Genomic DNA, 21,589 nt, shown 5'->3' on the forward strand with positions numbered 1-21,589 from the left:
AGTCATGGCTATCCCGACGACGCGACCGGCCGGAATCGCGGAACATGCGGAAATCCCGCTCGAGAGCGAGCCCGACGCCCTGACGATCGGCCGCCGGATCCGGCACCTGCGCACCGCGCGCGGCATGACGCTCGACGAGCTCGGCGCGGCGATCGGCCGCGCGCCGTCCCAGGTGTCGCTCCTGGAGAACGGCAAGCGCGAGCCCAAGTTCGCCCTGCTCCAGGCCGTCGCGCGGGCGCTCGGCGCGAGCCTCGACGATCTGCTGTCGCCCGAGGCGCCGTCGCGCCGGGACGCCCTGGAGATCGAGCTGGAGCGCGCGCAGCGCGGTCCGCTCTTCGACGCGCTCGGCCTGCGCCCGGTCCGGGTCGGCAAGTCGCTGCCGACGGACGCGCTCGAGACGATCGTGGCGCTGGAGCGCGAGCTCCAGCGCCTGCACACCGAGCGCGCCGCGACGCCCGAGGAGGCGCGCCGCGCCAACGCGGAGCTCCGCGCGACCATGCGCGCGCAGGACAACTACTTCCCGGAGCTCGAGGACGCGGCGGCCGAGCTGCTCGACGGCGTCGGGCACGCGGGCGGCCCGCTGCCCCAGCGGGTCGCGGCGGACATCGCGGCCCACCTCGGGTTCACGCTGCACTACGTGGGCGACCTGCCGCACTCGACGCGCTCGGTGCTCGACCTGCGCCACCGCCGCGTCTACCTGCCGAGCAACGGGATGCGCGGGCGGTCCAACGCGACGTCGGCGCTCCTCCAGGCGCTCGCGCCGCACGTGCTCGGCCACGCGGAGCCGCGCGACTACCGCGAGTTCCTGCGCCAGCGCGTCGAGGCCAACTACCTCGCGGCGGCGCTCCTGCTGCCGGAGCGGCACGCGGTCAAGGCGCTGCGCGCCGCGAAGGACGCGCGCGAGATCTCGATCGAGGACCTGCGGGACGCGTTCGCGGTGTCGTACGAGACGGCCGCGCACCGGTTCACGAACCTCGCGACGAAGCACCTCGGCATCCCGGTGCACTTCATGAAGGTCCACGAGTCGGGTGTCATCCACAAGGCGTACGAGAACGACGGCGTGCGTTTCCCCGCCGACCCGCTCGGCGCCGTCGAGGGGCAGTACGTCTGCCGGAGCTGGACCGCGCGCACGGTGTTCGCGGTCGAGGACCGGCTCAGCCCGTTCAGCCAGTACACGGACACCCCGAGCGGCACGTACTGGTGCACGTCGCGGGTCCAGGCATCGGCGGACGGCGAGTTCTCGGTGAGCGTCGGCGTCCCGTTCGCGCACGTGAAGTGGTTCCTCGGTCGCGACACGACCGAGCGCCTCGTCTCCCGGTGCCCCGACGGCGCGTGCTGCCGCCGCCCGCCCGACGCGCTCTCCGACCGCTGGGCCGGGCAGTCGTGGCCGAGCGCCCGCCCGCACGCGTCGATGCTCGCCGCGATGCCGACCGGCGCGTTCCCCGGCGTCGACACCACGGAGGTGTACGCCTTCCTGGATCGCCACGCTCCGGCCGGGTAGGGGCCGAGGGGGAGCGGGTGGGGCCGCCCGTCAGTCGTGCCAGGCGCCGACCCACTCGTCCCAGCCCGGCCCGTCCGCGAGCCGGGCGCCCGCCGCGGCCTGCTCGCGCAGGCCGCGCGTCACGAGCCCGAGGTAGCGCAGGTGCAGCGCGTCCGACTCCGCGCGGGGGAGCGGGAGCGGCGGCCGCAGATGGACCACGAGCTGCATGACGTCGGCCGGGGTGAAGCCCTCGGGGACGCGGCGCTCCGCGCGGTCGAGGGCGACGAGGCGCTCCAGTCCGGCGCGGAGCCGGTCCGACGCCGCCGCGAGCTCGGGCGGGATGGGGCTCTGGGCGCCTGGGGGGCGGAGCAGGGGCCCGGCGGCGCTCGTGATGTGCCGTGCCAGGAAGGTCGCGACGGCGCCGTCGTCGCGCGCGTCGTCCGAGCCGGACTCCTGCCGTGCGTCGGCCACCGTCGCGGCGAGGTTCGCGACCTCCTCGACCGCCGCGACGTGGAGTGCCTCGACGAGCGCCTCCTTGGTGGGATAGCGCCGGTAGACCGAGCCCACGCCCACGCCCGCGCGCTGCGCGACCTCCGAGATCGGCGCCCCGTGGCCCTGGAGCGCGAAGACCTCGCGCGCCGCGGCGAGGATCGCCGTGTCGTTGGCCCGGGCCTCGCGCTGGCGGCCGGGGAGCGGGTTCGGGACGGGCGAGTCGGGCATGGCGTCACCGTAGCCGCGAGGAGGTACCATCGCGAGTCGGAACGGAATCTCCGTTCCGTTAAGCCAGCCCGCTCGAGAGCGAGAACCCGTGCCCTCCCGCCGCACCACGACCTCCGACACGCCGACCCTCGATGCACCGATCTCCGACGCACCGACCCAGGACGCGCCGATCCTTCCCGAGCCCGCCGACGCCCCTCCCGCGCCGGCCGTCGACACGGACGGCGCGGCGTCGCACCCGGCCCTCGTGACCGCCGCGCTCAGCGTCGTCGTGCTCGCGTTCTCGCTCATGCAGACGCTCGTGGTGCCCGCGCTCCCCACGCTCGGGCGCGAGCTCGGCGCCGGTCCGCAGGGGACGGGGTGGATCCTCACCGCCTTCCTCCTCGCCGGCGCCGTGCTCGCCCCGGTGGTCGGCAACCTCGGGGACCGGTTCGGCCACCGGCGCGTGCTCCTCGCGACGCTCGCCGTCTTCGCCGGCGCGACGCTCGTCGCCTCGGCCGCACCGAGCCTCGGGGTGCTCCTCGGCGCACGGGTGGTGCAGGGCGTGAGCACGGCGACGTTCCCGCTGGCGCTCGCGCTCGCGCGGAACCTGCTGCCGCCGCCCCGCGTCGCGGCGGCCTTCGGCTGGATCTCGGGGATGATCGGGCTCGGCGCGGGCGCGGCGCTCGTGCTCGGCGGCGTGATCGTCGAGGCGCTCTCGTGGCGGTGGATGTTCGTCCTCGCGGCCGTCCTGATCGTGGGCGCGGCCGTGCTGGTGCTCCTGTGGGTCCCGGCGGTGAGCGCGCGGTCCCAGCGGCGCCGCACGGACTGGCCGGGCATCGTGCTGCTCGCCGGCGGGCTCGTCGGGGTCCTGCTCGCGGTGTCGCAGGGGGGCGCGTGGGGATGGTCGTCACCCCGTACGCTCGGCGTCGGCGCGGTCGGGGTGATCCTCCTCGTCGCGCTCGTGCTCGTCGAGCGGCGCACCGAGGCGCCGCTCGTGGACGTGCGCACGTTCCGCCACGGGCCGCTCGCGCTCGTCAGCGTCCTCACCGTGGCCGTCGGGTTCGTGCCGTACGTCTGCTACGTCGCGCTCCCGGTGCTCATGCAGGCGCCCACGGCCACCGGCTACGGGCACGGGCTGGACGTCACCGCGTCGGGGCTCGCGATGCTCCCGAGCGCCGTCCTGGTCTTCCTCGGTGGCCGGTGCACGCCCCTCCTCGTGGCGCGCGTGGGCGCGGCCGCCACGTCGGGCGTCGCGGTGGTGGTCATGCTCGTGGGGTCTGTCGGGCTCGCGCTGTGGCCGACGGTGCCGTGGGCGGTCGTGGTCGCGTTCTCCGTCCTGGGGCTCGGCAACGGGATCGGCTACGCGATCTGCGCACAGCTCGTCGTGACGTGGTCGCCGCCGGAGGAGATCGGCGCCGCGACCGGACTCAACAGCGTGATCCGCACGGTCGGCTCGGCGGCGGCCGCACCGGTCGTCGCGGCGCTGCTCGCGGGCGCGACAGCGGACGGCGACCCCGCCGGACCGTTCGCCGCGTCGTTCTGGGTCGCCGCGGCCGTGAGCGGGGCCGGCGTCCTGGTCGCCGTGGCGCTCACCGTCCTCAGCCGATCGAGCCGCCCTGCGTCGGCGCGTCCATCGCGGCCTTGAGCCGCGCCGTGTCGGCGGCCGACCAGCCCTCGGGGGCGTGCAGGGCGGCGAACCCGTCGGCGTACTCGAGGTGGTAGACGTGGCCGTGGCCGGGCGGGATGTCCGAGGCCGCGGCGACGAACAGGTCGCCCGTGAGCTGCCAGAACGTGACGAACGGGTACCACCGCACGTCGCCCAGCACGTCGGGGCCGCGCGGCTCGCGCAGCCAGTCGGGCTCGGACCACAGCGTCTCCGGTCCCCACCAGGTCACGCCGTCGGACGCGTGCTGGAGGTAGACGACGCGCGGCTCGTCCCAGCGCGGGCCGGGGCCCCAGAGGTCCGCGACGCCGGTCGCGACCGGATCGCCCCACCGGACCTGGCGGCCGTCGTCGAGCACGGGTGCGTACTCGAGCGACCCGGGGTCGCGCGCGTCGGTGAGCTCGCGCCACATCGGCGTGAAGCCGGGCGTCCCGGTGAACATCGCGCCGTCGGAGCGCGCCTCGACGTCCTGCACGCCGCTGAACGCGCCCTGCATGCCGAACGACCCGAGCGAGATGCCGAACGCCAGCAGGCGCGGGCGGTCGTCCTCGGGGAGCTCCGACCACCGCGCGTACACCGCCTCGAACAGCGCCTTGCCGGCCGCGGGCGGGGTCGTGCGGTCGCCGACGAAGCTGATCCAGCTCGGCAGGTACGAGTACTGCATGCTCGCGATCGCGGTGTCGCCGCCGTGCATGAGCTCGAGCGCCTCGACCATGCCCGGGTCCACCCAGCCCGTCCCGGTGGTCGTCGCGACGACGAGGACGGACCGGTCCCACGCGTCGGTGCGGTCGAGCTCGTCGACGACGCGCGCCGCCGTGGCGTCGAGGTCGCCGTCGAGGTCGAGGCCCGCGTACGCGTGGATCGGCTCGCGCACGTCCGCGGGGTCGACGACGTCGCCCGCCTGGGCGAACGCGGTCAGCTCGTCGAGCGTCGGCCCGGACACGACGAACTTGCGGCCCTCCGCGCCCAGCGAGTCCCAGGTCTCGGGGGACGCCGCCGACCCGGACCGCTCGGGCTGGGCCGGGGGCGACAGGCGCGGGTCGACGTCGGCGTTCGCGGCCGCGTAGATCGAGTTGAGCGCGCTCATCGCGCCCGACCAGACGACGCCGTTGAAGACGAGCACCACGACGACCGCGACCGCCACGCCGCTCACGAACCGCGCGACCGGGGCGGGCACGACCCGGCCGACGAGCCGGGCCACCCACCGCGCGACGCGGCGCAGCCCGCGCCCGGCCTGGAGCACGAGCAGCGCGACGACGAGCGCGACGAGGAGCGTCACGACCTCGCGCCCGGGGACGTCCTCGGACATGCCGAACAGGTGCCGCAGCTCGATCTGGCGGCGGGCGCCGAGGACCAGCGAGAGCGGCACGAGCACGACGGTCGCCCCGGCGAGCACCCACCATGCGACGCGGCTCGCGCGTGCCGTCCACCGGATGCGCAGCCCGACCTTGACCGCGAACCACTCGACGAACGCGCCCACGCCGTACCCGCCGACCGCGCTCACGCCCGAGATCACGGCCTGGTAGTACCAGGCCCGCGGGATGAGCGACGGCGTGAACGACAGACAGAACCAGAGCAGCGCGAGCACCAGCCCGGTCGCCGAGAACCGCCGCAGCCACCGCCCCCACACCCCGTGCCGGGCGGGCTCCTCGTCGACGGGCTCGGGGGTACGGGTCTCCGTCACGGTGGGCTGCACATCGCGAGCGTAGGCGAGCCACCCGCGCTCGTCCCCTCGAACCGTCGGGGGCGTCGGCCTCCCACCGGTCCTGGACGGTGGGGCGCTGACGACGTCGGGGACGCGGGTGGTCAGGCCTCCAGCAGCAGCGCCTCTCCCTGGCCGCCCCCGCCGCACAGCCCGACGGCGACGCGCCCGCCGCCGCGTCGCGCGAGCTCGTGCGCCGCGTGGACGGCGAGGCGGGCGCCGGAGGCGCCGATGGGGTGGCCGAGCGAGATGCCACCACCGTGCACGTTGACGACGTCCGGCGAGACGCCGAGCACGCGCGTGGAGACCGCGACGACGATCGCGAACGCCTCGTTGATCTCGACGAGGTCGAGGTCGTCGACCGTCCACCCGGCCCGGTCGAGGGCCTGCCGGATCGCGCGCGCCGGCTGGGAGTGCAGCGACGTGTCGGGGCCGGCGACCTGACCCCAGGCGCGCACGGTCGCGAGCACGGGCGCGCCAGCGGACTCGGCCCGGGCGCGGGTGGTCAGCACGAGCGCGGCGGCGCCGTCGGAGATCTGCGACGCGTTGCCCGCGGTGATGGTGCCCTCGGGGTCGAACGCGGGGCGCAGGCGCGCGAGGCCCTCGACGGTCGTGTCGGGGCGCACGCCCTCGTCGTCGCGCACCTCGACGGGCTCGCCCCGGCGCTGCGGGACGCTTACGGGGGCGAGCTCGGCGTCGAACAGGCCGTCCTTCGCCGCGGCGGCGGCGCGCTGGTGCGAGGCCGCCGCGACGGCGTCCTGCTCCTCGCGCGAGACGAACACGTCGCCGACGTTGGTGCGCTCGGTCGAGACGCCCATGGAGGCGCGGTCGAACGCGTCGGTGAGCCCGTCGCGCGCGACGGCGTCGACGAGCGTCGCGTCGCCGAACGCGAACCCGGCGCGCGACCCGGGGAGCAGGTGCGGCGCGTTGGTCATGGACTCCTGGCCGCCGACGAGCACGACCTCGGCCTCGCCGGAGCGGATCATCCGCGTGCCGTCGATGACGGCGGTGAGCCCCGAGAGGCACACCTTGTTCACCGTCACGGCGGGCACGTCCCAGCCCACGCCGGCGCCTGCGGCGGTCTGGCGCGCGGGGTTCTGTCCGGCCCCGGCCTGGAGCACCTGGCCGAACACCACGGCGTCGACGGCGTCCGCGCCGAGTCCCGAGCGCTCGATCGCGGCGCGCGCGGCGACGGCGCCGAGCTCGACCGCGGTCAGCGCGGAGAGCGAGCCCTTGAGCCGCCCCTGCGGGGTGCGGGCGGCGGCGACGACCACGACGTCGTCGGGGGGGTGCGGGGTGGTGGTGCTCACGGCTGGACCTCCAGGGGTGCGGACGGCGGTGTCTGCGCGGGCGCCGGGGGTGTGGCGCCCGCTCGTGCGGCGGCGGCGTCGACGTCGGCAACGGCAGTGTCGACCAGCCCGAGCAGGAGCCCGAGGAACACGTCCGGCTCCTCGAGGTGGGGGCTGTGCCCGACGCCGGGCCGCACCTCTTCACGGTACCGCCCGCCGGCGGCCGCGTAGGCGTCGAGGACGGCCCGCGTCTGGGCGACCATCGGCTGCGGCGGGTGCGTCTCGGCCCCGGGCCAGCCGGGGACGGCGCCGATCGCGCCGAGCTGCGCGAGGTCGAACAGCGACGTGTCCGAGACGATCGCGTCGGCGTCGCCCCGCACCCACAGCACGGGCGCCGTCGCGCCGGACGTCGCGAAGCCCGACAGGTCGCAGTACTTCGCGCTGATCGCGTTGTTCATGCCGCGCGTCCCCGGCGCGACGCCGGGCCACGTGCCCGACGCCGTCCGGTCGCCCGGGTAGTTGTCGTCGCCCGTGCGCGTCGAGAGCACGGAGTCGAGCAGGAGCTCCTCCAGCGTGCCGAGCGGCTCGCCGAGCGAGGCCGGGTCGGCGACGTAGAACCGGCGCAGCACGTCACGGGGCGACCCCGCGTCCTCGCTACGGTCGCCCGCCGCGAGCGCCGCGACGAACGCGGGGTTCGCGGTGCCCCCGCCGGACCCGGCGAAGTCGGGGGAGAGCGGCGTGCCGTCGACGTCGCGCGTGCCGCCGAACCCGTACGGCGACATGGGCGCCTCGAGGAGGACCGCGTCGAAGAGGTCGGGCCGGTCCGTCGCGAGCTGGAGCACGACCCCCGCCCCCGCGGAGTGCGCGACCGCGACGAGCGGGTGCGCGAGGTCGAGCGCGTCGACGACGGCGGCGACGTCGTCGGCGAAGTCCCGCACGCCGCGCGTCGCGTCGACGGGCCGGACCTCGGCGTCGCCGTACCCGCGCAGGTCGACGGCGACGCCGCGCACGTCGGCGGGCAGCGCGCGCAGCAGCGGGTCGAAGAACGCCGACGACGAGCAGTTGCCGTGCACGAGCAGGACCGTGGCCCGCACGTCGCCGTCGGCCAGCACCTCGCGCACGTGCTCGCGCCCGCGCGGGGTCGGGACGTCGCGGCGCAGCACGTCGCGCGTCACGACGGCGTCCCCGCGGCCTGCGTGGACGGTCCCGGGCCGGCGTCGGCGACGTCGAGCGGGGCGTCGTCGAGCGCGACGACGAGGTCGGGCTCGGTCGCGGCGCGCACGTCGTCGACGCTCACGCCCGGAGCGGTCTCGCGCAGCACGAGCCCGTCGGGCGTCACGTCGATCACCGCGAGGTCGGTGATGATCCGGTGCACGACCGCGCGCCCCGTGAGGGGCAGCGAGCACGAGCGCAGGATCTTGGGCGACCCGTCGCGCGCCACGTGCTCCATGAGCACGATCACGCGCGCGGCCCCGTGCACGAGGTCCATCGCGCCGCCGGGGCCCTTGACCATCTTGCCGGGGATCATCCAGTTGGCGAGGTCGCCCGTCGCGGAGACCTGCATGCCGCCGAGGATCGCGGCGTCGATCTTGCCGCCGCGGATCATGCCGAAGCTCAGCGCGGAGTCGAAGAACGCGGCGCCCGGCAGGACGGTGACGGTCTCCTTGCCGGCGTTGATGAGGTCGGGGTCGACGGCGTCCTCGCTCGGGTATGGCCCGACGCCGAGGATCCCGTTCTCCGACTGCAGCACGAGGTGCTTGTCCTCGGGCACGTAGTTGGGCACGAGCGTCGGCAGGCCGATGCCGAGGTTGACGTACCAGCCGTCCTGGAGCTCGCGCGCGGCGCGCGCGGCCATCTCGTCGCGGGTGAGCGCCATGCGTCAGCCCTCCTTCACGCTGGTCGCGGTGCCCGACGTCGTGCGCGCGGGCTGGTCGGTCTCTGCGGCCGGGCGCACGGTGCGGCGCTCGATCCGCTTGGGCACGTCGGGCCCCACCTCGACGACGCGGTGCACGAACACGCCGGGCAGGTGGACGGCGTCGGGGTCGATCTCACCGGGCTCGACGAGCTCCTCGACCTGCGCGACGCACACGCGGCCCGCCATCGCGGCGAGGGGGGAGAAGTTGCGGGCCGACCGGTGGAACACGAGGTTGCCGTGCCGGTCGCCGCGCAGGGCGTGCACGAGCGCGAAGTCCGTGGTGATCGCGTCTTCCAGGACGAACTCGGCCTCGTCGGGGAACGACCCGTCGCGGCCGCGCGGCCCGACGCCGAACGCGCGCACCTCCTTGGGCGCGCTGGCCTGCGCGACCCCGCCCGCGCCGTCGTACCGCTGGGGGAGGCCGCCCTCGGCGACCTGCGTGCCGACGCCCGTACGCGTCCAGAACCCCGCGATGCCCGCGCCGCCCGCGCGCAGCTTCTCGGCGAGCGTGCCCTGCGGGGTGAGCTCGAGCTCGAGCTCACCCGAGAGGAACTGCCGCTCGAACTCCTTGTTCTCCCCGACGTACGAGCTCGTCATCTTCCGGATGCGGCCCGAGCCGAGCAGGACGCCCAGGCCCCAGTCGTCGACGCCGCAGTTGTTGCTCACGACCCACAGATCGCGCGTGCCCTGCGCGAGCAGCGCCTCGATGAGCGCGATCGGGTTGCCGCACAGGCCGAACCCGCCGACCGCGAGCGACGCGCCGTCGGGCACGTCCGCGACGGCCTCGGCCGCGGACGCGACCACCTTGTCCAGCCCGGTCCCTCGTGGGGACGCGATCGTGGGGCTCATGCCGTGACCTCCTCGTCACTCGCCGGTCCGGGTCCGTCGCTCGTGACGGCGGCCAGGGCCTGCAGGGTCTCGCCCGCGACGGCCTCGACGCCGGGCGGGCTCATGATGATCGTGTAGTGATTGATACCCGCTACGTCGCGGGTGCGCAGCCCCGGCAGCCGCGCGCGCCACGCGGCGAGGTGCTCGGGGGAGTAGAGGGCCTCGGGCTCGTCGAGCAGGCCGCGGGGCGCGCGCAGCAGCACGAGGGGCACGTCGAGCGGGTGGTCGCCCGCGAGCGCCTCGGCGAGCGGCCCGCCCTCGTAGAGCTCGAGCGAGTCGGCGGAGACCGCCGCGCCCGACGATGCCGGACGCAGCGCGGGCGCCTCGCCGACGAGGTCGTAGTCGACGTACCCCGCGACGACGTCGGCCCACGGCTCGTCCCACGCGCTCGCGAAGGCGGGGTGCGCGCGCCAGAAGCCGCGGTACTCCTCGCGGTCGGCGAAGGTCCGCTCGAGCCGCTCGACGGCCGGCCCGAGCAGCGCGCGCAGGACCTCGTCGTGGTCGGCGTCCGGGGGCAGGCCCGCGGGCGGTGGGAGCGGGATCCCGCCGTCGACGAGCACGAGCCGGGAGACGCGGCCGGGGTGGCGGTGCGCGAGCACGACGGACACGAACGCGCCCATGGAGTGGCCGAGCGCGACGACGCGGTCGATCTCCAGCGCGTCGAGGACCGTCGCGAGGTCGTCCGCGTGCGCGCCCATGCCGTACGGGCCGGGCAGGCCGTTGCTGCGCCCGCGCCCCCGCAGGTCGGGCGCGACGACGCGCACGCCCGGCAGTGCCGCGACGACGGCCGGCCACGCGCGGTGCGACGCCGTGATGCCGTGCACGGCGAGGACGGTCGGGACGGCGTCGCGCGCGGGGCGCGCGCCGCCGTCGGGCGGGGCGCCGGGCTCGGGTGCGTGCGGGCCGACCGGGTCCCACACGCCGACGCGCAGCCGCCCGCCCGCGACGGGGACGTCGAGCGTCGCGTAGGTGTGGGTCGCGGCGGTGACGTCGTGCCGTGCGGACGCGGGGGTCGCCGTCGTGCCCGCGGTCACCGGGCGCTCCAGCCGCCGTCGATCGTCCACGACGCGCCCGAGACCATCGACGCGTCGGGTCCGGTGAGCCAGCCGACGAGCGACGCGACCTCCTCCGGCTCGACGAGCCGCTTCACCGCGGACTCGGCGAGGAGCACGGTCGCGAGCACCTCGGACTCGGGGACGCCGTGCATGCGCGCCTGGTCCGCGATCTGCTTCTCCACGAGCGGCGTGCGCACGTAGCCGGGGTTGACGCACACGCTCGTCACCCCGTGCGGGCCGCCCTCGAGGGCCGTCACCTTGGACAGGCCCTCCAGACCGTGCTTCGCGGACACGTACGCCGACTTGAACGGCGACGCCACGAGGCCGTGCACCGACGACACGTTGACGACGCGCCCGAACCCGCGCGCGTACATCCCCGGGAGCGCGGCCCGGACCAGCAGGAACGGCGCCTCGAGCATGATCGCGTGCAGCAGGCGGAAGTCGTCGGGGCGGAACTCCTCGATGGGGCTCACGCGCTGGACGCCCGCGTTGTTGACGAGGACGTCGACGTCGAGCGAGAGGTCGTCGAGCGCGCGCGTGTCGGCGAGGTCGACGACCCACGCCTCGCCGCCGAGCTCGTCCGCGAGGCGCTGCGCGCCGTCGGGGTCGACGTCGGCGACGGTCACGTGCGCGCCGCGCGCGGCGAGCTCGCGCGCGCACGCCGCGCCGATGCCGCTCGCGCCGCCCGTGACGAGCGCACGACGCCCGGCGAGCGTGGGGGCCACGGGGGTCGACGCGGCAGGGACGGTGGCGGGGACGATCACTGCGCGTCTCCTTCGGTCGTGGATCCGGACCGGGCCGTGGCTCCGGCCTCGGCGGCGGGTCGCGGTACGGCGAGCGCGCGCTCGATGAACTGCATGGTCTGCTCGAAGACGTGCGGCGGGACCTCGGCGGCCGCGGTGTCGTACGACGGCGGCTCCGCGCTCTCGTCCCAGCGCCCGCCCCACAGGACCCAGCGCATGCCGACGATCTCCCCGATCCCCATCAGCGCCCACGCGGCGACCTCCGGGTCGACGTCGTGGCCCACCTCGCCGTTCGCGCGCGCCTTGTCGAGGCCCGTCATGTAGCCCTCGACGATGCGCGAGTAGTGCCGACGCAGCGCGCCGGGCGAGACGAACTCGGCTTGCCGCACGATCCGGTAGAGCGCCGGGTGCTCGGCGGTGAAGCGGAAGAAGGCCTCGAAGCCGGCGCGCTCGGCGGCGAGGCGGGTGTCCGCCTGCGAGCTCGCCTCGATCATCGCGTGCCGGACGCGGCGGTTGAGGTCGTCGACGAGCTCGTCGAACACGTCGATCTTCGACTCGAAGTACAGGTAGAACGTGCCCTGCCCGACGCCCGCGGACTCGGTGATCTTGACGATCGACGCGTCGTGGTACCCGACCTGGGCGAACACCTGCTCGGCCGCGGCGAGGATCTTGGCCCGCGTGCGGTTGCCGCGGGCGGTGCGGGGCTGGGTGCTCATGAGTCCTCCGGGACGGTCACGCGCTCGGCGAGCGAGCGGCGCGACACCTTGTGCAACGACGTGCGGGGCAGGGACGGGACGAGGTCGAAGCGACGCGGGACCTTGAAGTGCGCGAGCTCGCGGCGGCAGAACGCCTCCAGCTCCTCGGCGTCGGTGGGGTGGCCCGGGCGCGGGACGACGAACGCCGCGCCGACCTCACCCCACCGGACGTCGGGCACGCCCACGACCGCGACGTCCGCGACGCCGGGGTGCCGCCGGAGCACGGCCTCCACCTCGGACGGCGTGACGTTCTCGCCCCCGACGATGAAGACGTCCTTGAACCGGTCGACCACGCGGTAGTACCCGTCGGCGTCGCGCTCGACGAGGTCCCCGGTGCGCAGCCAGCCGTTGTGCAGGACGGCGGCCGTCGCGGCCTCGTCGCGGAAGTACCCGGCGAACACCCCGGGCCCGCGGACCAGCAGCTCGCCCGCCGCGGGCCCGTCGAGGTGGCGCCCGGTCACCGGGTCCGCGACGGCGACCTCGACGTGGGGATACGGCGTCCCGGCCGACCCGAGGCGCTCGCGCGCCTGGTCGTCGGGCAGGCACAGCACGTTGGGCCCGGCCTCGGTGAGCCCGTACCCCTGCGAGAGCGCGACGCCGCGCCGGTGCCACGTGCGCAGCAGCGGCTCCGGCATGGGCGCGCCGCCCACGACGGCGTGGCGCAGCGACGACAGGTCGGCGTCCGCGAAGCCGGGGTGCTCCGCGAGGAGCAGGTAGTTCGTCGGGACGCCCATCATCGTCGTGACGCGGCGCTCGGCGACGAGCTGGAGCACGCGCTCCGGCTCGAACGTGCGCTCCAGGACGACCGTCGCGCCGGTCCACCACGCGAGCAGCGGCTGGATGTTCCAGCCGCCCGCGTGGAACTGCGGCAGCACGCTCAGCACGACGTCGTGGCTCGTCAGCTCGACCGTGCGCGAGAGCGAGAGGTTGGTCCAGAAGCAGTTCGCGTGCGTGAGCAGGGCGCCCTTGGGCGTGCCCTGCGTGCCGGACGTGAACACGAGCAGGAGCGGGTCGTCGTCGCGCACGACGCGGCGCTCGGGAGCGGGCGCCCCCGCGGCCCGGCCCGCGCCGTCCGCGTCCCGCGCGCCGTCGGCCAGGCACGGGCGGCGCGACGGCGCGGGGACCCGCGCCTCGACGCCGCTGCGGCCGAGCTCGGTGCGCCGCGGGGGGAGGACGAGCCGGTCCAGCCGGTCGAACGCCGCGTCGGCGAGCGCGGAGAACTCCTGCTCCACGAGCACGAGCGCCGGGTCGGCCTGCTCGATCTGGGCGGCGAGCTCGCCCGGCGACAGCCGCCACGACAGCGGCGCGAGGATCAGCCCGGCCTGCGCGCACGCGAAGAACAGCACGACCTGGTCGGCGCTGTTGCCGGTCACCGTGGCCACGCGGTCGCCGACGCCGTAGCCCGCCTCGCGGAACGCCGTCGCCAGGGCGCTCGCGCGCTCGTGCAGGTCGCGGTAGCGCAGGGTCACGCCGCGGTCGTCGACCGCGACGCGGTCCGGCGTCGCGAGCGCGCGGTCGCGCGTCCAGCGGCCGAGGGTGTGCAGGCCGTCCTGGGCGTCCTGGTGCTGCGTCGTCATGCCACCTCCTCCAGGCGCTCGCGGGCCTCCTCCCGATCCTCCCGCGGGCGGCGGCGCGCGGCGAGGCGCGACGCGGCGCCGGCGATGCCGCCGGGCAGGAACATCACGACGAGGATGAAGAGGGTCCCGAGGAGGAACAGCGGCTCGCTGAGCGGCACGCGCAGCACGGCCGGGAGGTCCGCGACGGCCGCGGAGCTCGCGAGCGTCCCGAGCCGCTGGTCGAGGACCGTGTAGAGCACGCCGCCGACGATCGCGCCCCACCGTGAGCCCACGCCGCCGAGCACGACCATGACGAGCAGCGTGAGCGTGAAGTCGGCCGACGTCGCGCGCGGCACGGCGCCGGACTGGAGCAGGAGGTACGCCATGCCGACGACGGTCGCGAGCGTCGCCGCGAGGACGAACACGAGGAGCTTGACGAGGTAGGGGCGCCCGCCGATGACGCGCACGCGCATCTCGTTCTCGCGCGTCGCCGCCGCGACGTGGCCCGCGCGCGACCGCTCGACCCACAGCACGACGAGGTAGACCACGACGAGCACGGCGAGCGCGAGCCAGTAGAGGTTGCGCGTGTTGAGGACGCCCACGAACGCGTCGGGGACGTTGCCGGTCGCGAGCGCGAGGCCCTCCTCGCCGCCCGTGGCGCCGCCGGGGTTGCGACGCACGAGCACGTTGCCCGCCTGGGCGAACGCGAGCGTGACCATGGCGAACGAGATGCCCGTGACGCGCAGCGAGATCGCGCCGACGACGTGCGCGAGGAGGATCCCGCCGACGAGCACGAGCGCCGCGGCGGGCAGGAGCGGGATCTCGGTCGTGTCGAGCACGATCGCGAGCCCGTACACGCCGGCCGCGAAGTACAGCGCGTGGCCGAAGCTCAGCAGGCCGGCGACGCCGAACAGCAGGTGGTAGCTCAGGGCGAGCGCACCGATGAGCCAGCACAGCGCCATCATCTGCAGCGCGCCGGGCGTGTAGGTCGGACCAGGCAGCACGCCGGGCACGTGGATGGCGAGCAGGGGCAGGCACGCGAGCAGCGCGACGAGCGCGACACCCGCGAGCGTGCGGACCACGGTGCCCGACGGCGTCCGGCGCGCCGGGCGCGCAGCGTCGCCAGGGTGCGGGGCGCCCGGCACGGACCCGGCGGGAGCGGAGGTGGGGTCGGCGGCCGCGCGCGTGCCGCCGTCGGGCCGGCTGCCAGGAGCGGTCTGGGTGGTCATGCGGCTGCCCTCCCGAGGAGGCCGGTGGGACGGACGAGGAGCACGAGCGCGAGCAGCAGCACGACGATGAGGTCGCCGTAGCCGAGGTAGTAGTTCGCGAACTGCTGGAGGACCGCGACGAGCACGGAGGCGACCGCGGCGCCGGTCAGCGAGCCGAGCCCGCCGATGACCGTGACGATGAACGCGAAGATGAGCAGCGACCCGCCGAGGTGCGGCGAGACGTAGCCGAAGTACTGCGAGGCGAGGACCCCGCCGAGGCCCGCGGCGGCGCCGCCGAGGGCGAACACGAGCGTGAACGCCTTGCGCACGTCGATGCCGAGCGCCGTGACCATGGACCGGTTCTCGACGCCCGCGCGGATGATGAGGCCGTAACGCGTGCGCTGGAGGAAGAGCACGATCGCGCCGAGCACGAGAACCGCGGCGCCGATCGCGACGAAGCGGTCGTTGGGGATCGGCGCGCCCGCGAGGTCGGTCGTGCCCTTGAGCCACGCGGGACCGGAGATGAATTCGGGGTCCGAGCCCCACATGCCCTCGAACAGCGCGACGGAGGCGAGCGAGAGCCCGACCGTGACGAGCACCTGCTCGATGTGCCGCTCGTAGAGCGGGCGGATGAGCAGGAGCTCGGTGAGCGCCGCGGCCCCCGCCCCGACGACGGCCCCGGCGAGCAGCGAGAGCGCGAAGACGCCCCACGAGTCCGCGCCGAGCGAGCGCGCGACGAACCAGCCGCCGAACGCGCCGAGCGTGAGGAACGACCCGTGCGCGAAGTTGAGGACGCCCATGAGCCCGTAGATGAGCGACAGGCCCGACGCGACGAGGAAGTACAGCGCCCCGAGGCCGAGCCCCGTGACGAGGAGGAGGACGATCGTGCTCATCGGGCCGCAGCCCCTTCGTTCTCGTGGTGGTCGACCTCGGCGTGCACGCCGAGGAGCTGCTGGACGCGGTCGGGGTCGTCGAGGAGCTCGCGCGCCGGGCCCGTGTGCACGACGCGGCCCGCGTCGATCACGACGACGCGCTCGGCGAGCCGCTCGATGACCTCGAGGTTCTGCTCGACGAGCAGGATCGGGACCGTGCGGGCCGCCTCGGCGAGCGCGTCCGACACCTCGCCGACGATCCGGGGCGCGAGGCCCTTGGTGGGCTCGTCGACGAGGAGCAGGCGGTTGGCGTTGAGCAGGGCGCGCGCGAGCGACACCATCTGCTGCTGACCGCCCGAGAGGGTGCCCGCGCGCTGGGCGGCGCGCTGGACGAGGTCCGGGAAGAGCTCCGCGACGAGCTCGCGCCGCGGGTGCGCGTCGCGCTCCGCGAGCCGCAGGTTCTCCGCGACCGTGAGCCCGGCGAACACCTCGCGGTCCTCGGGCACGTACCCGACGCCGCGGCGCACGATCCGGTCCGTGCGCTCGCCGTCGACCCGCTCGCCCGCGAGCCGCACCTCGCCCCGGCGCTCGATGAGGCCGAGCACGGCCTTGAGGGTCGACGTCTTGCCGACGCCGTTGCGGCCCAGCACGGCGGTGACGCCCGTGGCCGGGACGGAGAACGTCACGTCCTCGACGACCTGCTGGCCCGCGATGCGCGCGGACAGCCCGCGCGCCTCGAGGACGGGCACGTCGGCCGTCGCTCCGGTCCGGTCCGTGAGGTTCCTGCCGGCGCTCATGCTGCCTCTCCTGCCGTGACGCCGAGGTAGGCGCTCTGCACCGTCGGGTCCGCCATGACGGCGTCGGGGGTGTCGCACGCGAGCAGCTCGCCGTGGTGCATGACGGCGACGCGGTCCACGAGCCCCAGGACGACGTCCATGTGGTGCTCGACCATGAGCACCGTGCAGCCCGTCGCGTGCAGGTCGCGGATGACCTCGACGAGTCCCGGCACGTCGGCCGACGACACGCCCGCCATGGGCTCGTCGAGCAGCACGACGCGCGGCTCGGTCGCGAGGAGCACCGCGATCTCGAGCTTGCGCTTGTCGCCGTGCGACAGGTCGCCCGCGGCGACCTCGGCGCGGCGCACGAGCCCCACGGTCTCCAGGTGCCGGTCCGCCTCCCGCGTCGCGGCGTCGCCGCGACGCGGGAAGCGCAGCACGGACAGCGCGCCGCCGAGGCGCCCCTGCGCGGCGAGCCGCACGTTCTCCCGGACGCTCAGGCGCGGGAACAGGCTCGACGTCTGGAACGTGCGGCCCAGCCCGGCGCGGGCGCGCGCCGCCACCGAGGTGGTGGTCACGTCCGTGCCCTCGAGGAGCACCGACCCGCTCGTCGGGCGATGGATCCCCGACACCAGGTTGAAGAGCGTCGTCTTGCCCGCGCCGTTCGGCCCGATCACCCCGAGCATCTCGCCCTGCCCGACGGCGAGGCTCACGCCCTGGAGGATGCGCGCGCCGCCGATCTGGAGGCCCAGGCCGCGGACCTCGAGCGCGGGGAGGGCGTGCGGCTCGCCCACGTCAGCCCGCCTCGGCCGGCGCGACGTCGTCGCCCGGCACCTCGGTGACGAGCTCGGGGACCCAGGCGTCGCCGTCGGCCACGAGCTTGACCTGGTACATCGGCTGGATCAGCGCGTGGTCGGTCGCGCGGACCGTCGTCGTGCCCTTGGGGCCGTCGAAGCTCCAGCCCTCGAGCGCGTCGACCATCGCGTCGACGTCGTCGCCGCCCTCCTCGATCGCGTGGACGATCATCTGGGCCGCGACGAAGCCGTCGGGCGTGAAGAGGTCCGCCTGCTTGCCGGCCGCCTCGACCGACGCGAGCATCGCGGCCTCGACCTCGGTGCCCGCCGCGCCGGGGAAGTAGTGGTTGAGGAAGTCGACCTTGCTCGCCGCGGCGCCGTACGCGCCGTAGGTGGCGACGTCGCCGAGGCCGGTGACGACCGTCGTCGAGTCGAGCACGCCCTGCTGGTCGAGGCCCTGCCACATCGCGCCCGACGTCGCCCCGGCCCACGCGACGAACACGAGGTCGGGCGCGGCGTCGACGATCTGGTGCGCGAACGGCGTGAACTCCGTCGCGTCCTCGGGCACGAGCACGCTCGTCACCTCGGCGCCCTGCGCGCCGAGGACCGCCTCGACCGCGGCGAGGTTGCCCTGGCCGAACGCGTTGTCCTGCGCGAACACGACGACCTTCGCGCCGCCGGGGTCGACGAACGTCCCCGCCGTCGCGACGTCCTGGAGCGACTGGCGCCCCGAGCGGAACGTGTAGTCGTTGATGCCCGTGAGCGCGTCGACCGCGGCGGGGCCGGAGATGTAGAGGACCTTGTTCTGCTCGGCCTGCTCGGCGAGCTTGAGCGCCACGCCGGACACGACCGTGCCGCCGAGGATCTGGTAGCCCTTGCCGATGAGGTCCTTGGCCTGGCCGACCGCCTTGTCCGGGTCGCCGCCGTCGTCGTGGAACGTCACGTTGACGGGCCGGCCGTCGACCTCGCCCGAGCCGTCGGTCGCGTAGTCGAGGCCCGCCTGGAAGCCCTCGTAGTAGGCCTCGCCGTAGGCCGCGAGCGGCCCGGTCTTGGAGTAGATGATGCCGACGTCGACGGGGTCGGCGCTCGCGCTGCTCTCGCTTCCGGTCGTGTCGCCGCCGGTCGCGTCGGTCGGCGCGCACGCGGCGAGCACGAGGCTCGCGGCCGCGAGCGCGGCGACGGCGAGTGCCGGCCGCTGGGACTTCTTCGTCCGCATGACTTCGCCCTTCGTTGGGTGGTCCTGGGGGAGCGCCGCTCAAACATGAGAGGCGATTCAGGTTGCGGGAATCATGGATCCACGACCGACGCGGTGTCAACCCGCGCCGGTCACGATCCGGCTACGGCGCCGACGAAGGAGCCCACCATGGACGACGAGACGCACTCTTCTGCGCGGGGAGGCACCGTGCCGCCGCGAGGTCGCGACGACCTGCTGAGCGGGACCCTTCAGGTGCCGAACCCGGGGTCACGGGCGAGCTGGGCCGCAGACGTCGCCCACGACCCCGGGTTCCGGCGGCCCGCGGGAGAACCGGGACCCGCGGTCGGCGGGCGGGTCGCGTCAGTGCTCGAGGCGGTCCTTCTCGTCGCCGATGTGGTCGACGACGTCGTCCGGGAGGTCGTCGAGGTTCATGTCGTTCGTGCGAGCGCGCCGGGCGTCCCAGCGCAGCGCGACCGCCGCGAGGGCGGCGGCGATCGTCGACGCCGCGAGGACGGCGATCTTCGCCGCGTCGGTGTGCGTCGAGTCCGGGAACGACAGCTCCGCGATGAGGAGCGACACCGTGAACCCGATCCCGCCCAGCAGGCCGACGGGCAGCAGGTCGCGCACCCCGATGCCGGGCGCCAGGCGCAGCGGGGTGAACCGCGTGACGAGCGCCGTCACCCCGAGCACGCCCACGAGTTTGCCCAGCACGAGGCCGAGCACGATCGCGAGGACGACCGGCTGGCCGAGGACGTCGCCCCCGCCGCCGACGAACGTCACGCCCGCGGCGAAGAACGCGAACACGGGCAGGGCGATCCCCTGGGAGAACGGGCGCAGGGCGTGCTCGAACCGGTGCGTGCGCGACTCGGTCTCGCCGTGCACCACGAGCGCCGGGACGGTGAAGCCGAGCAGGACGCCCGCGATCGTCGCGTGCACGCCGGACTCGTGGACCAGCACCCACGCGACCACCGCGACGGGAACGAGGAGCCACCAGCGCGTGCGCCGCGCCCGGACCAGCACGGCGAACAGCGCGACCGCGACGAGCGCGAGACCGAGGAACTCGATGCGCAGGTCGGCCGTGTAGAAGACCGCGATGACGACGATCGCGAGCAGGTCGTCCACGACCGCGAGCGTCAGGAGGAAGGTGCGGATCGCCGTGGGCAGACCGCGCCCGAAGACGGCGAGCACGCCGAGCGCGAACGCGATGTCCGTCGCCGTCGGGATCGCCCAGCCGTGCAGCGCGCCGCGGTCGCCCGCGAGCAGCACGACCGCCGTGAAGATCACCGCCGGCACCGCCATGCCGCCGACCGCGGCCAGCATCGGGACCCCGGCCTGGCGCGGGCTCCGCAGGCTGCCCGCCACGAACTCCTGCTTGAGCTCGACGCCCACGACGAAGAAGAAGATCGCGAGCAGCCCGTCGGCCGCCCAGGTCTCGAGGCTCAGGTCGAGGTGCAGGGGCAGGGAGCCGATCGAGGCCGGCCCGACGACCGTCTCCGAGAGGGTCGTGTACGCGTCCCGCCACGGGGAGTTCGCCCACAGCAGCGCGAGCAGCGCCGCGCCGATGAGCAGCGCGCCGCCCGTCGTCTCCCGGCTCACCCACCGGCGGAAGCGCACGCGGGTCGACGGGCGGTCGGTGGGGCGGGTGCCGGAGGGCGGGGTGGCGTGGGTCATCGTGCTCCCGGGGTCGCTGTCGCGTCGCACGGCCCGCGGACGCGACACCGTGGCCGACCAGACTTCCCGGCACACCGTCCTCGATTCTACGGGGCATACCCCGCGCGGCCGACGTGCCCGGCTCGCGATCATCCTCCCGGGCGACGTCGCGTGCGGCCAGCGCACGTGAGGATCGGCGGGTGCCCGACGCCGTCCCCCGCCCCGCGCCCGACCCCACCCCCGCAGAGCTCACCGACTCCGCCCCGACGCCGTCCCCGCCCCCGACCCCGACGCCCGCCCCGATCCCGTCCCCGGACCGGACGGCGTCGCCGGACGTGCCGACGGTCGTCGGACCCACGGCGCTCGACCGCCGGCTCCTGTGGGGCGGGTCGCCGGTCCTCGGGGCGCTGCTCGCGTACGGGGCGCTCCACCTCGCCGGATGGATGGCGGGGCTGCCGTGGGCGCCGTTCCAGGGTCTCGCGCGCGTCATCGACGAGCTCCTCGGCGAGCGGGGGACCCTCGGCGTCGCGATCTGCCTCGTCCTCGGGGTCGGTGCCGGGCTCGTGTTCGCCGCGCACGCGGTGCGCGACATCGCGGTCCTGACGCTCGACGCCGAGCACGCGACCGTGGCCCTGCGCGACGAGCGCGTCACGCTCGACCGGGACCGCGTCACCGCCGTGCTCGTCGACCGCAAGGACCTCGTCGCGCTCGGCCGTCGGGCGCCGAGCGCCACCGACCGTCGCGCGTCCACCGCGGTACGGCTCTCGCCCCGCGGTGCCGGCGACGGCACCGGCACCGGCAACCGGGAGGATCACGAGACACCGGTCGTCGAGCTGCTTCACGTCCGCACGGAGCTCGCGACGGCCCGTCTCGCCGCCGCGTTCCGTGCGCACGGCTGGCCGTGGCACGACGGCGACCCGTGGGCACAGGAGTTCCGGCGCTGGGTCCCCGGCGACCCCGAGCTCCCGCCGAGCGCCGACGCCGTCCTGCGCGCCCGCGCGGCGATGCTCCAGGCCGACAAGACGTCCGACGCCGCCGACCTGCGCCGCGAGCTCGCTCGCCTCGACGTCGTCGTGCGCGACGTCGACAAGATCCAGCACTGGCGCCGAGCCACCACCCCGAGAGAGGACCCTGGTCCCGTGAGCGAGAGCTCCGGCAGCGCGAGGTAGACCCGTGGTCGCCCGAGGTAGAGCCCTGGTAGCGCGAGGTAGAGCCGTGGTTGGGTGAGGTAGAGCCGTGGTCGTGCCCGACGGCGGTCTGGTCGCCTTGGGTGGCGGGGTGGGTGGTGGTGCCGCGTCTACCATCCGCCGCTCGTTCCTCGCGGCTCCCGCCAGGCCCGCCACGACGCG

19 protein-coding genes are annotated in these 21,589 nt (G+C 75.2%); 3 read left to right on the top strand and 16 right to left on the bottom strand.

Annotated elements, in window-relative coordinates:
* The first annotated feature begins 4 nt into the window (after positions 1 to 4).
* Positions 5 to 1,501, top strand: a complete 1,497-nt coding sequence (locus tag ACTJIY_RS11985; protein ID WP_439159148.1) for a helix-turn-helix domain-containing protein — start codon at positions 5 to 7, stop codon at positions 1,499 to 1,501.
* Between the two features lie 30 nt (positions 1,502 to 1,531).
* Here the strand turns inward: ACTJIY_RS11985 and ACTJIY_RS11990 are convergent, their stop codons facing one another.
* Positions 1,532 to 2,200 (bottom strand): TetR/AcrR family transcriptional regulator, encoded by a 669-nt coding sequence (locus ACTJIY_RS11990; RefSeq protein WP_353707944.1) that lies wholly within the window; start codon positions 2,198 to 2,200, stop codon positions 1,532 to 1,534.
* 88 nt (positions 2,201 to 2,288) lie between these two features.
* Here ACTJIY_RS11990 and ACTJIY_RS11995 point away from each other — a divergent pair, with 88 nt between their 5' ends.
* On the top strand, positions 2,289 to 3,824 hold the full coding sequence (locus tag ACTJIY_RS11995) for an MFS transporter (RefSeq protein WP_440675080.1): 1,536 nt from the start codon (positions 2,289 to 2,291) through the stop codon (positions 3,822 to 3,824).
* Here the strand turns inward: ACTJIY_RS11995 and ACTJIY_RS12000 are convergent.
* From ACTJIY_RS12000 to nhaA, 15 genes are all read right to left on the bottom strand, one after another.
* Positions 3,778 to 5,538, bottom strand: a complete 1,761-nt coding sequence (locus ACTJIY_RS12000; protein ID WP_440675081.1) for an alpha/beta hydrolase — start codon at positions 5,536 to 5,538, stop codon at positions 3,778 to 3,780. The two genes, ACTJIY_RS11995 and ACTJIY_RS12000, sit on opposite strands and share 47 nt — an antisense overlap.
* Positions 5,539 to 5,648: 110 nt before the next feature.
* Positions 5,649 to 6,854, bottom strand: coding sequence for an acetyl-CoA C-acetyltransferase (locus ACTJIY_RS12005; protein WP_440675082.1), 1,206 nt, complete (start codon positions 6,852 to 6,854; stop codon positions 5,649 to 5,651).
* Entirely contained in the window at positions 6,851 to 8,008 is a 1,158-nt protein-coding gene (locus ACTJIY_RS12010) for an alpha/beta hydrolase (RefSeq protein WP_440675083.1), read from the bottom strand. The genes ACTJIY_RS12005 and ACTJIY_RS12010 overlap by 4 nt, the downstream gene beginning before the upstream one ends.
* The gene (locus tag ACTJIY_RS12015) at positions 8,005 to 8,709 is read right to left on the bottom strand and encodes a CoA transferase subunit B (RefSeq protein WP_440675084.1); all 705 of its coding nucleotides are present in this window, start codon (positions 8,707 to 8,709) and stop codon (positions 8,005 to 8,007) included. Before ACTJIY_RS12015 ends, ACTJIY_RS12010 begins: the two co-directional genes overlap by 4 nt.
* 3 nt (positions 8,710 to 8,712) lie before the next feature.
* On the bottom strand, positions 8,713 to 9,597 hold the full coding sequence (locus ACTJIY_RS12020; RefSeq protein WP_440675085.1) for a CoA transferase subunit A: 885 nt from the start codon (positions 9,595 to 9,597) through the stop codon (positions 8,713 to 8,715).
* The gene (locus ACTJIY_RS12025) at positions 9,594 to 10,670 is read right to left on the bottom strand and encodes an alpha/beta fold hydrolase (protein WP_440675086.1); all 1,077 of its coding nucleotides are present in this window, start codon (positions 10,668 to 10,670) and stop codon (positions 9,594 to 9,596) included. The genes ACTJIY_RS12020 and ACTJIY_RS12025 overlap by 4 nt, the downstream gene beginning before the upstream one ends.
* Complete coding sequence (locus tag ACTJIY_RS12030) at positions 10,667 to 11,416, bottom strand: 3-hydroxybutyrate dehydrogenase (protein WP_353709590.1); 750 nt, start codon at positions 11,414 to 11,416, stop codon at positions 10,667 to 10,669. Before ACTJIY_RS12030 ends, ACTJIY_RS12025 begins: the two co-directional genes overlap by 4 nt.
* Positions 11,417 to 11,451: 35 nt before the next feature.
* Positions 11,452 to 12,150, bottom strand: coding sequence for a TetR/AcrR family transcriptional regulator (locus ACTJIY_RS12035; RefSeq protein WP_353707952.1), 699 nt, complete (start codon positions 12,148 to 12,150; stop codon positions 11,452 to 11,454).
* Entirely contained in the window at positions 12,147 to 13,766 is a 1,620-nt protein-coding gene (locus tag ACTJIY_RS12040; protein ID WP_440675087.1) for a class I adenylate-forming enzyme family protein, read from the bottom strand. The genes ACTJIY_RS12035 and ACTJIY_RS12040 overlap by 4 nt, the downstream gene beginning before the upstream one ends.
* Complete coding sequence (locus ACTJIY_RS12045; protein ID WP_440675088.1) at positions 13,763 to 14,974, bottom strand: branched-chain amino acid ABC transporter permease; 1,212 nt, start codon at positions 14,972 to 14,974, stop codon at positions 13,763 to 13,765. Before ACTJIY_RS12045 ends, ACTJIY_RS12040 begins: the two co-directional genes overlap by 4 nt.
* Positions 14,971 to 15,846: a branched-chain amino acid ABC transporter permease gene (locus ACTJIY_RS12050; protein WP_253051023.1), complete on the bottom strand. Its 876-nt coding sequence runs from the start codon at positions 15,844 to 15,846 to the stop codon at positions 14,971 to 14,973. Before ACTJIY_RS12050 ends, ACTJIY_RS12045 begins: the two co-directional genes overlap by 4 nt.
* The gene (locus ACTJIY_RS12055; RefSeq protein WP_440675089.1) at positions 15,843 to 16,622 is read right to left on the bottom strand and encodes an ABC transporter ATP-binding protein; all 780 of its coding nucleotides are present in this window, start codon (positions 16,620 to 16,622) and stop codon (positions 15,843 to 15,845) included. Before ACTJIY_RS12055 ends, ACTJIY_RS12050 begins: the two co-directional genes overlap by 4 nt.
* Complete coding sequence (locus tag ACTJIY_RS12060) at positions 16,619 to 17,395, bottom strand: ABC transporter ATP-binding protein (protein ID WP_440675090.1); 777 nt, start codon at positions 17,393 to 17,395, stop codon at positions 16,619 to 16,621. The genes ACTJIY_RS12055 and ACTJIY_RS12060 overlap by 4 nt, the downstream gene beginning before the upstream one ends.
* A gap of 1 nt (position 17,396) precedes the next feature.
* Positions 17,397 to 18,611 (bottom strand): substrate-binding domain-containing protein, encoded by a 1,215-nt coding sequence (locus ACTJIY_RS12065; protein ID WP_440675091.1) that lies wholly within the window; start codon positions 18,609 to 18,611, stop codon positions 17,397 to 17,399.
* A gap of 339 nt (positions 18,612 to 18,950) precedes the next feature.
* On the bottom strand, positions 18,951 to 20,261 hold the full coding sequence (gene nhaA, locus ACTJIY_RS12070) for a Na+/H+ antiporter NhaA (RefSeq protein WP_440675092.1): 1,311 nt from the start codon (positions 20,259 to 20,261) through the stop codon (positions 18,951 to 18,953).
* A 179-nt stretch (positions 20,262 to 20,440) separates the two neighbouring features.
* Between nhaA and ACTJIY_RS12075 the strand changes: the two genes are divergently transcribed.
* Complete coding sequence (locus ACTJIY_RS12075) at positions 20,441 to 21,409, top strand: YqeB family protein (protein WP_440675093.1); 969 nt, start codon at positions 20,441 to 20,443, stop codon at positions 21,407 to 21,409.
* Positions 21,410 to 21,589: the final 180 nt, after the last annotated feature.

The sequence above is a fragment of the Cellulosimicrobium sp. 22598 genome (genome assembly GCF_052044445.1).
Classification (GTDB): domain Bacteria; phylum Actinomycetota; class Actinomycetes; order Actinomycetales; family Cellulomonadaceae; genus Cellulosimicrobium; species Cellulosimicrobium cellulans_G.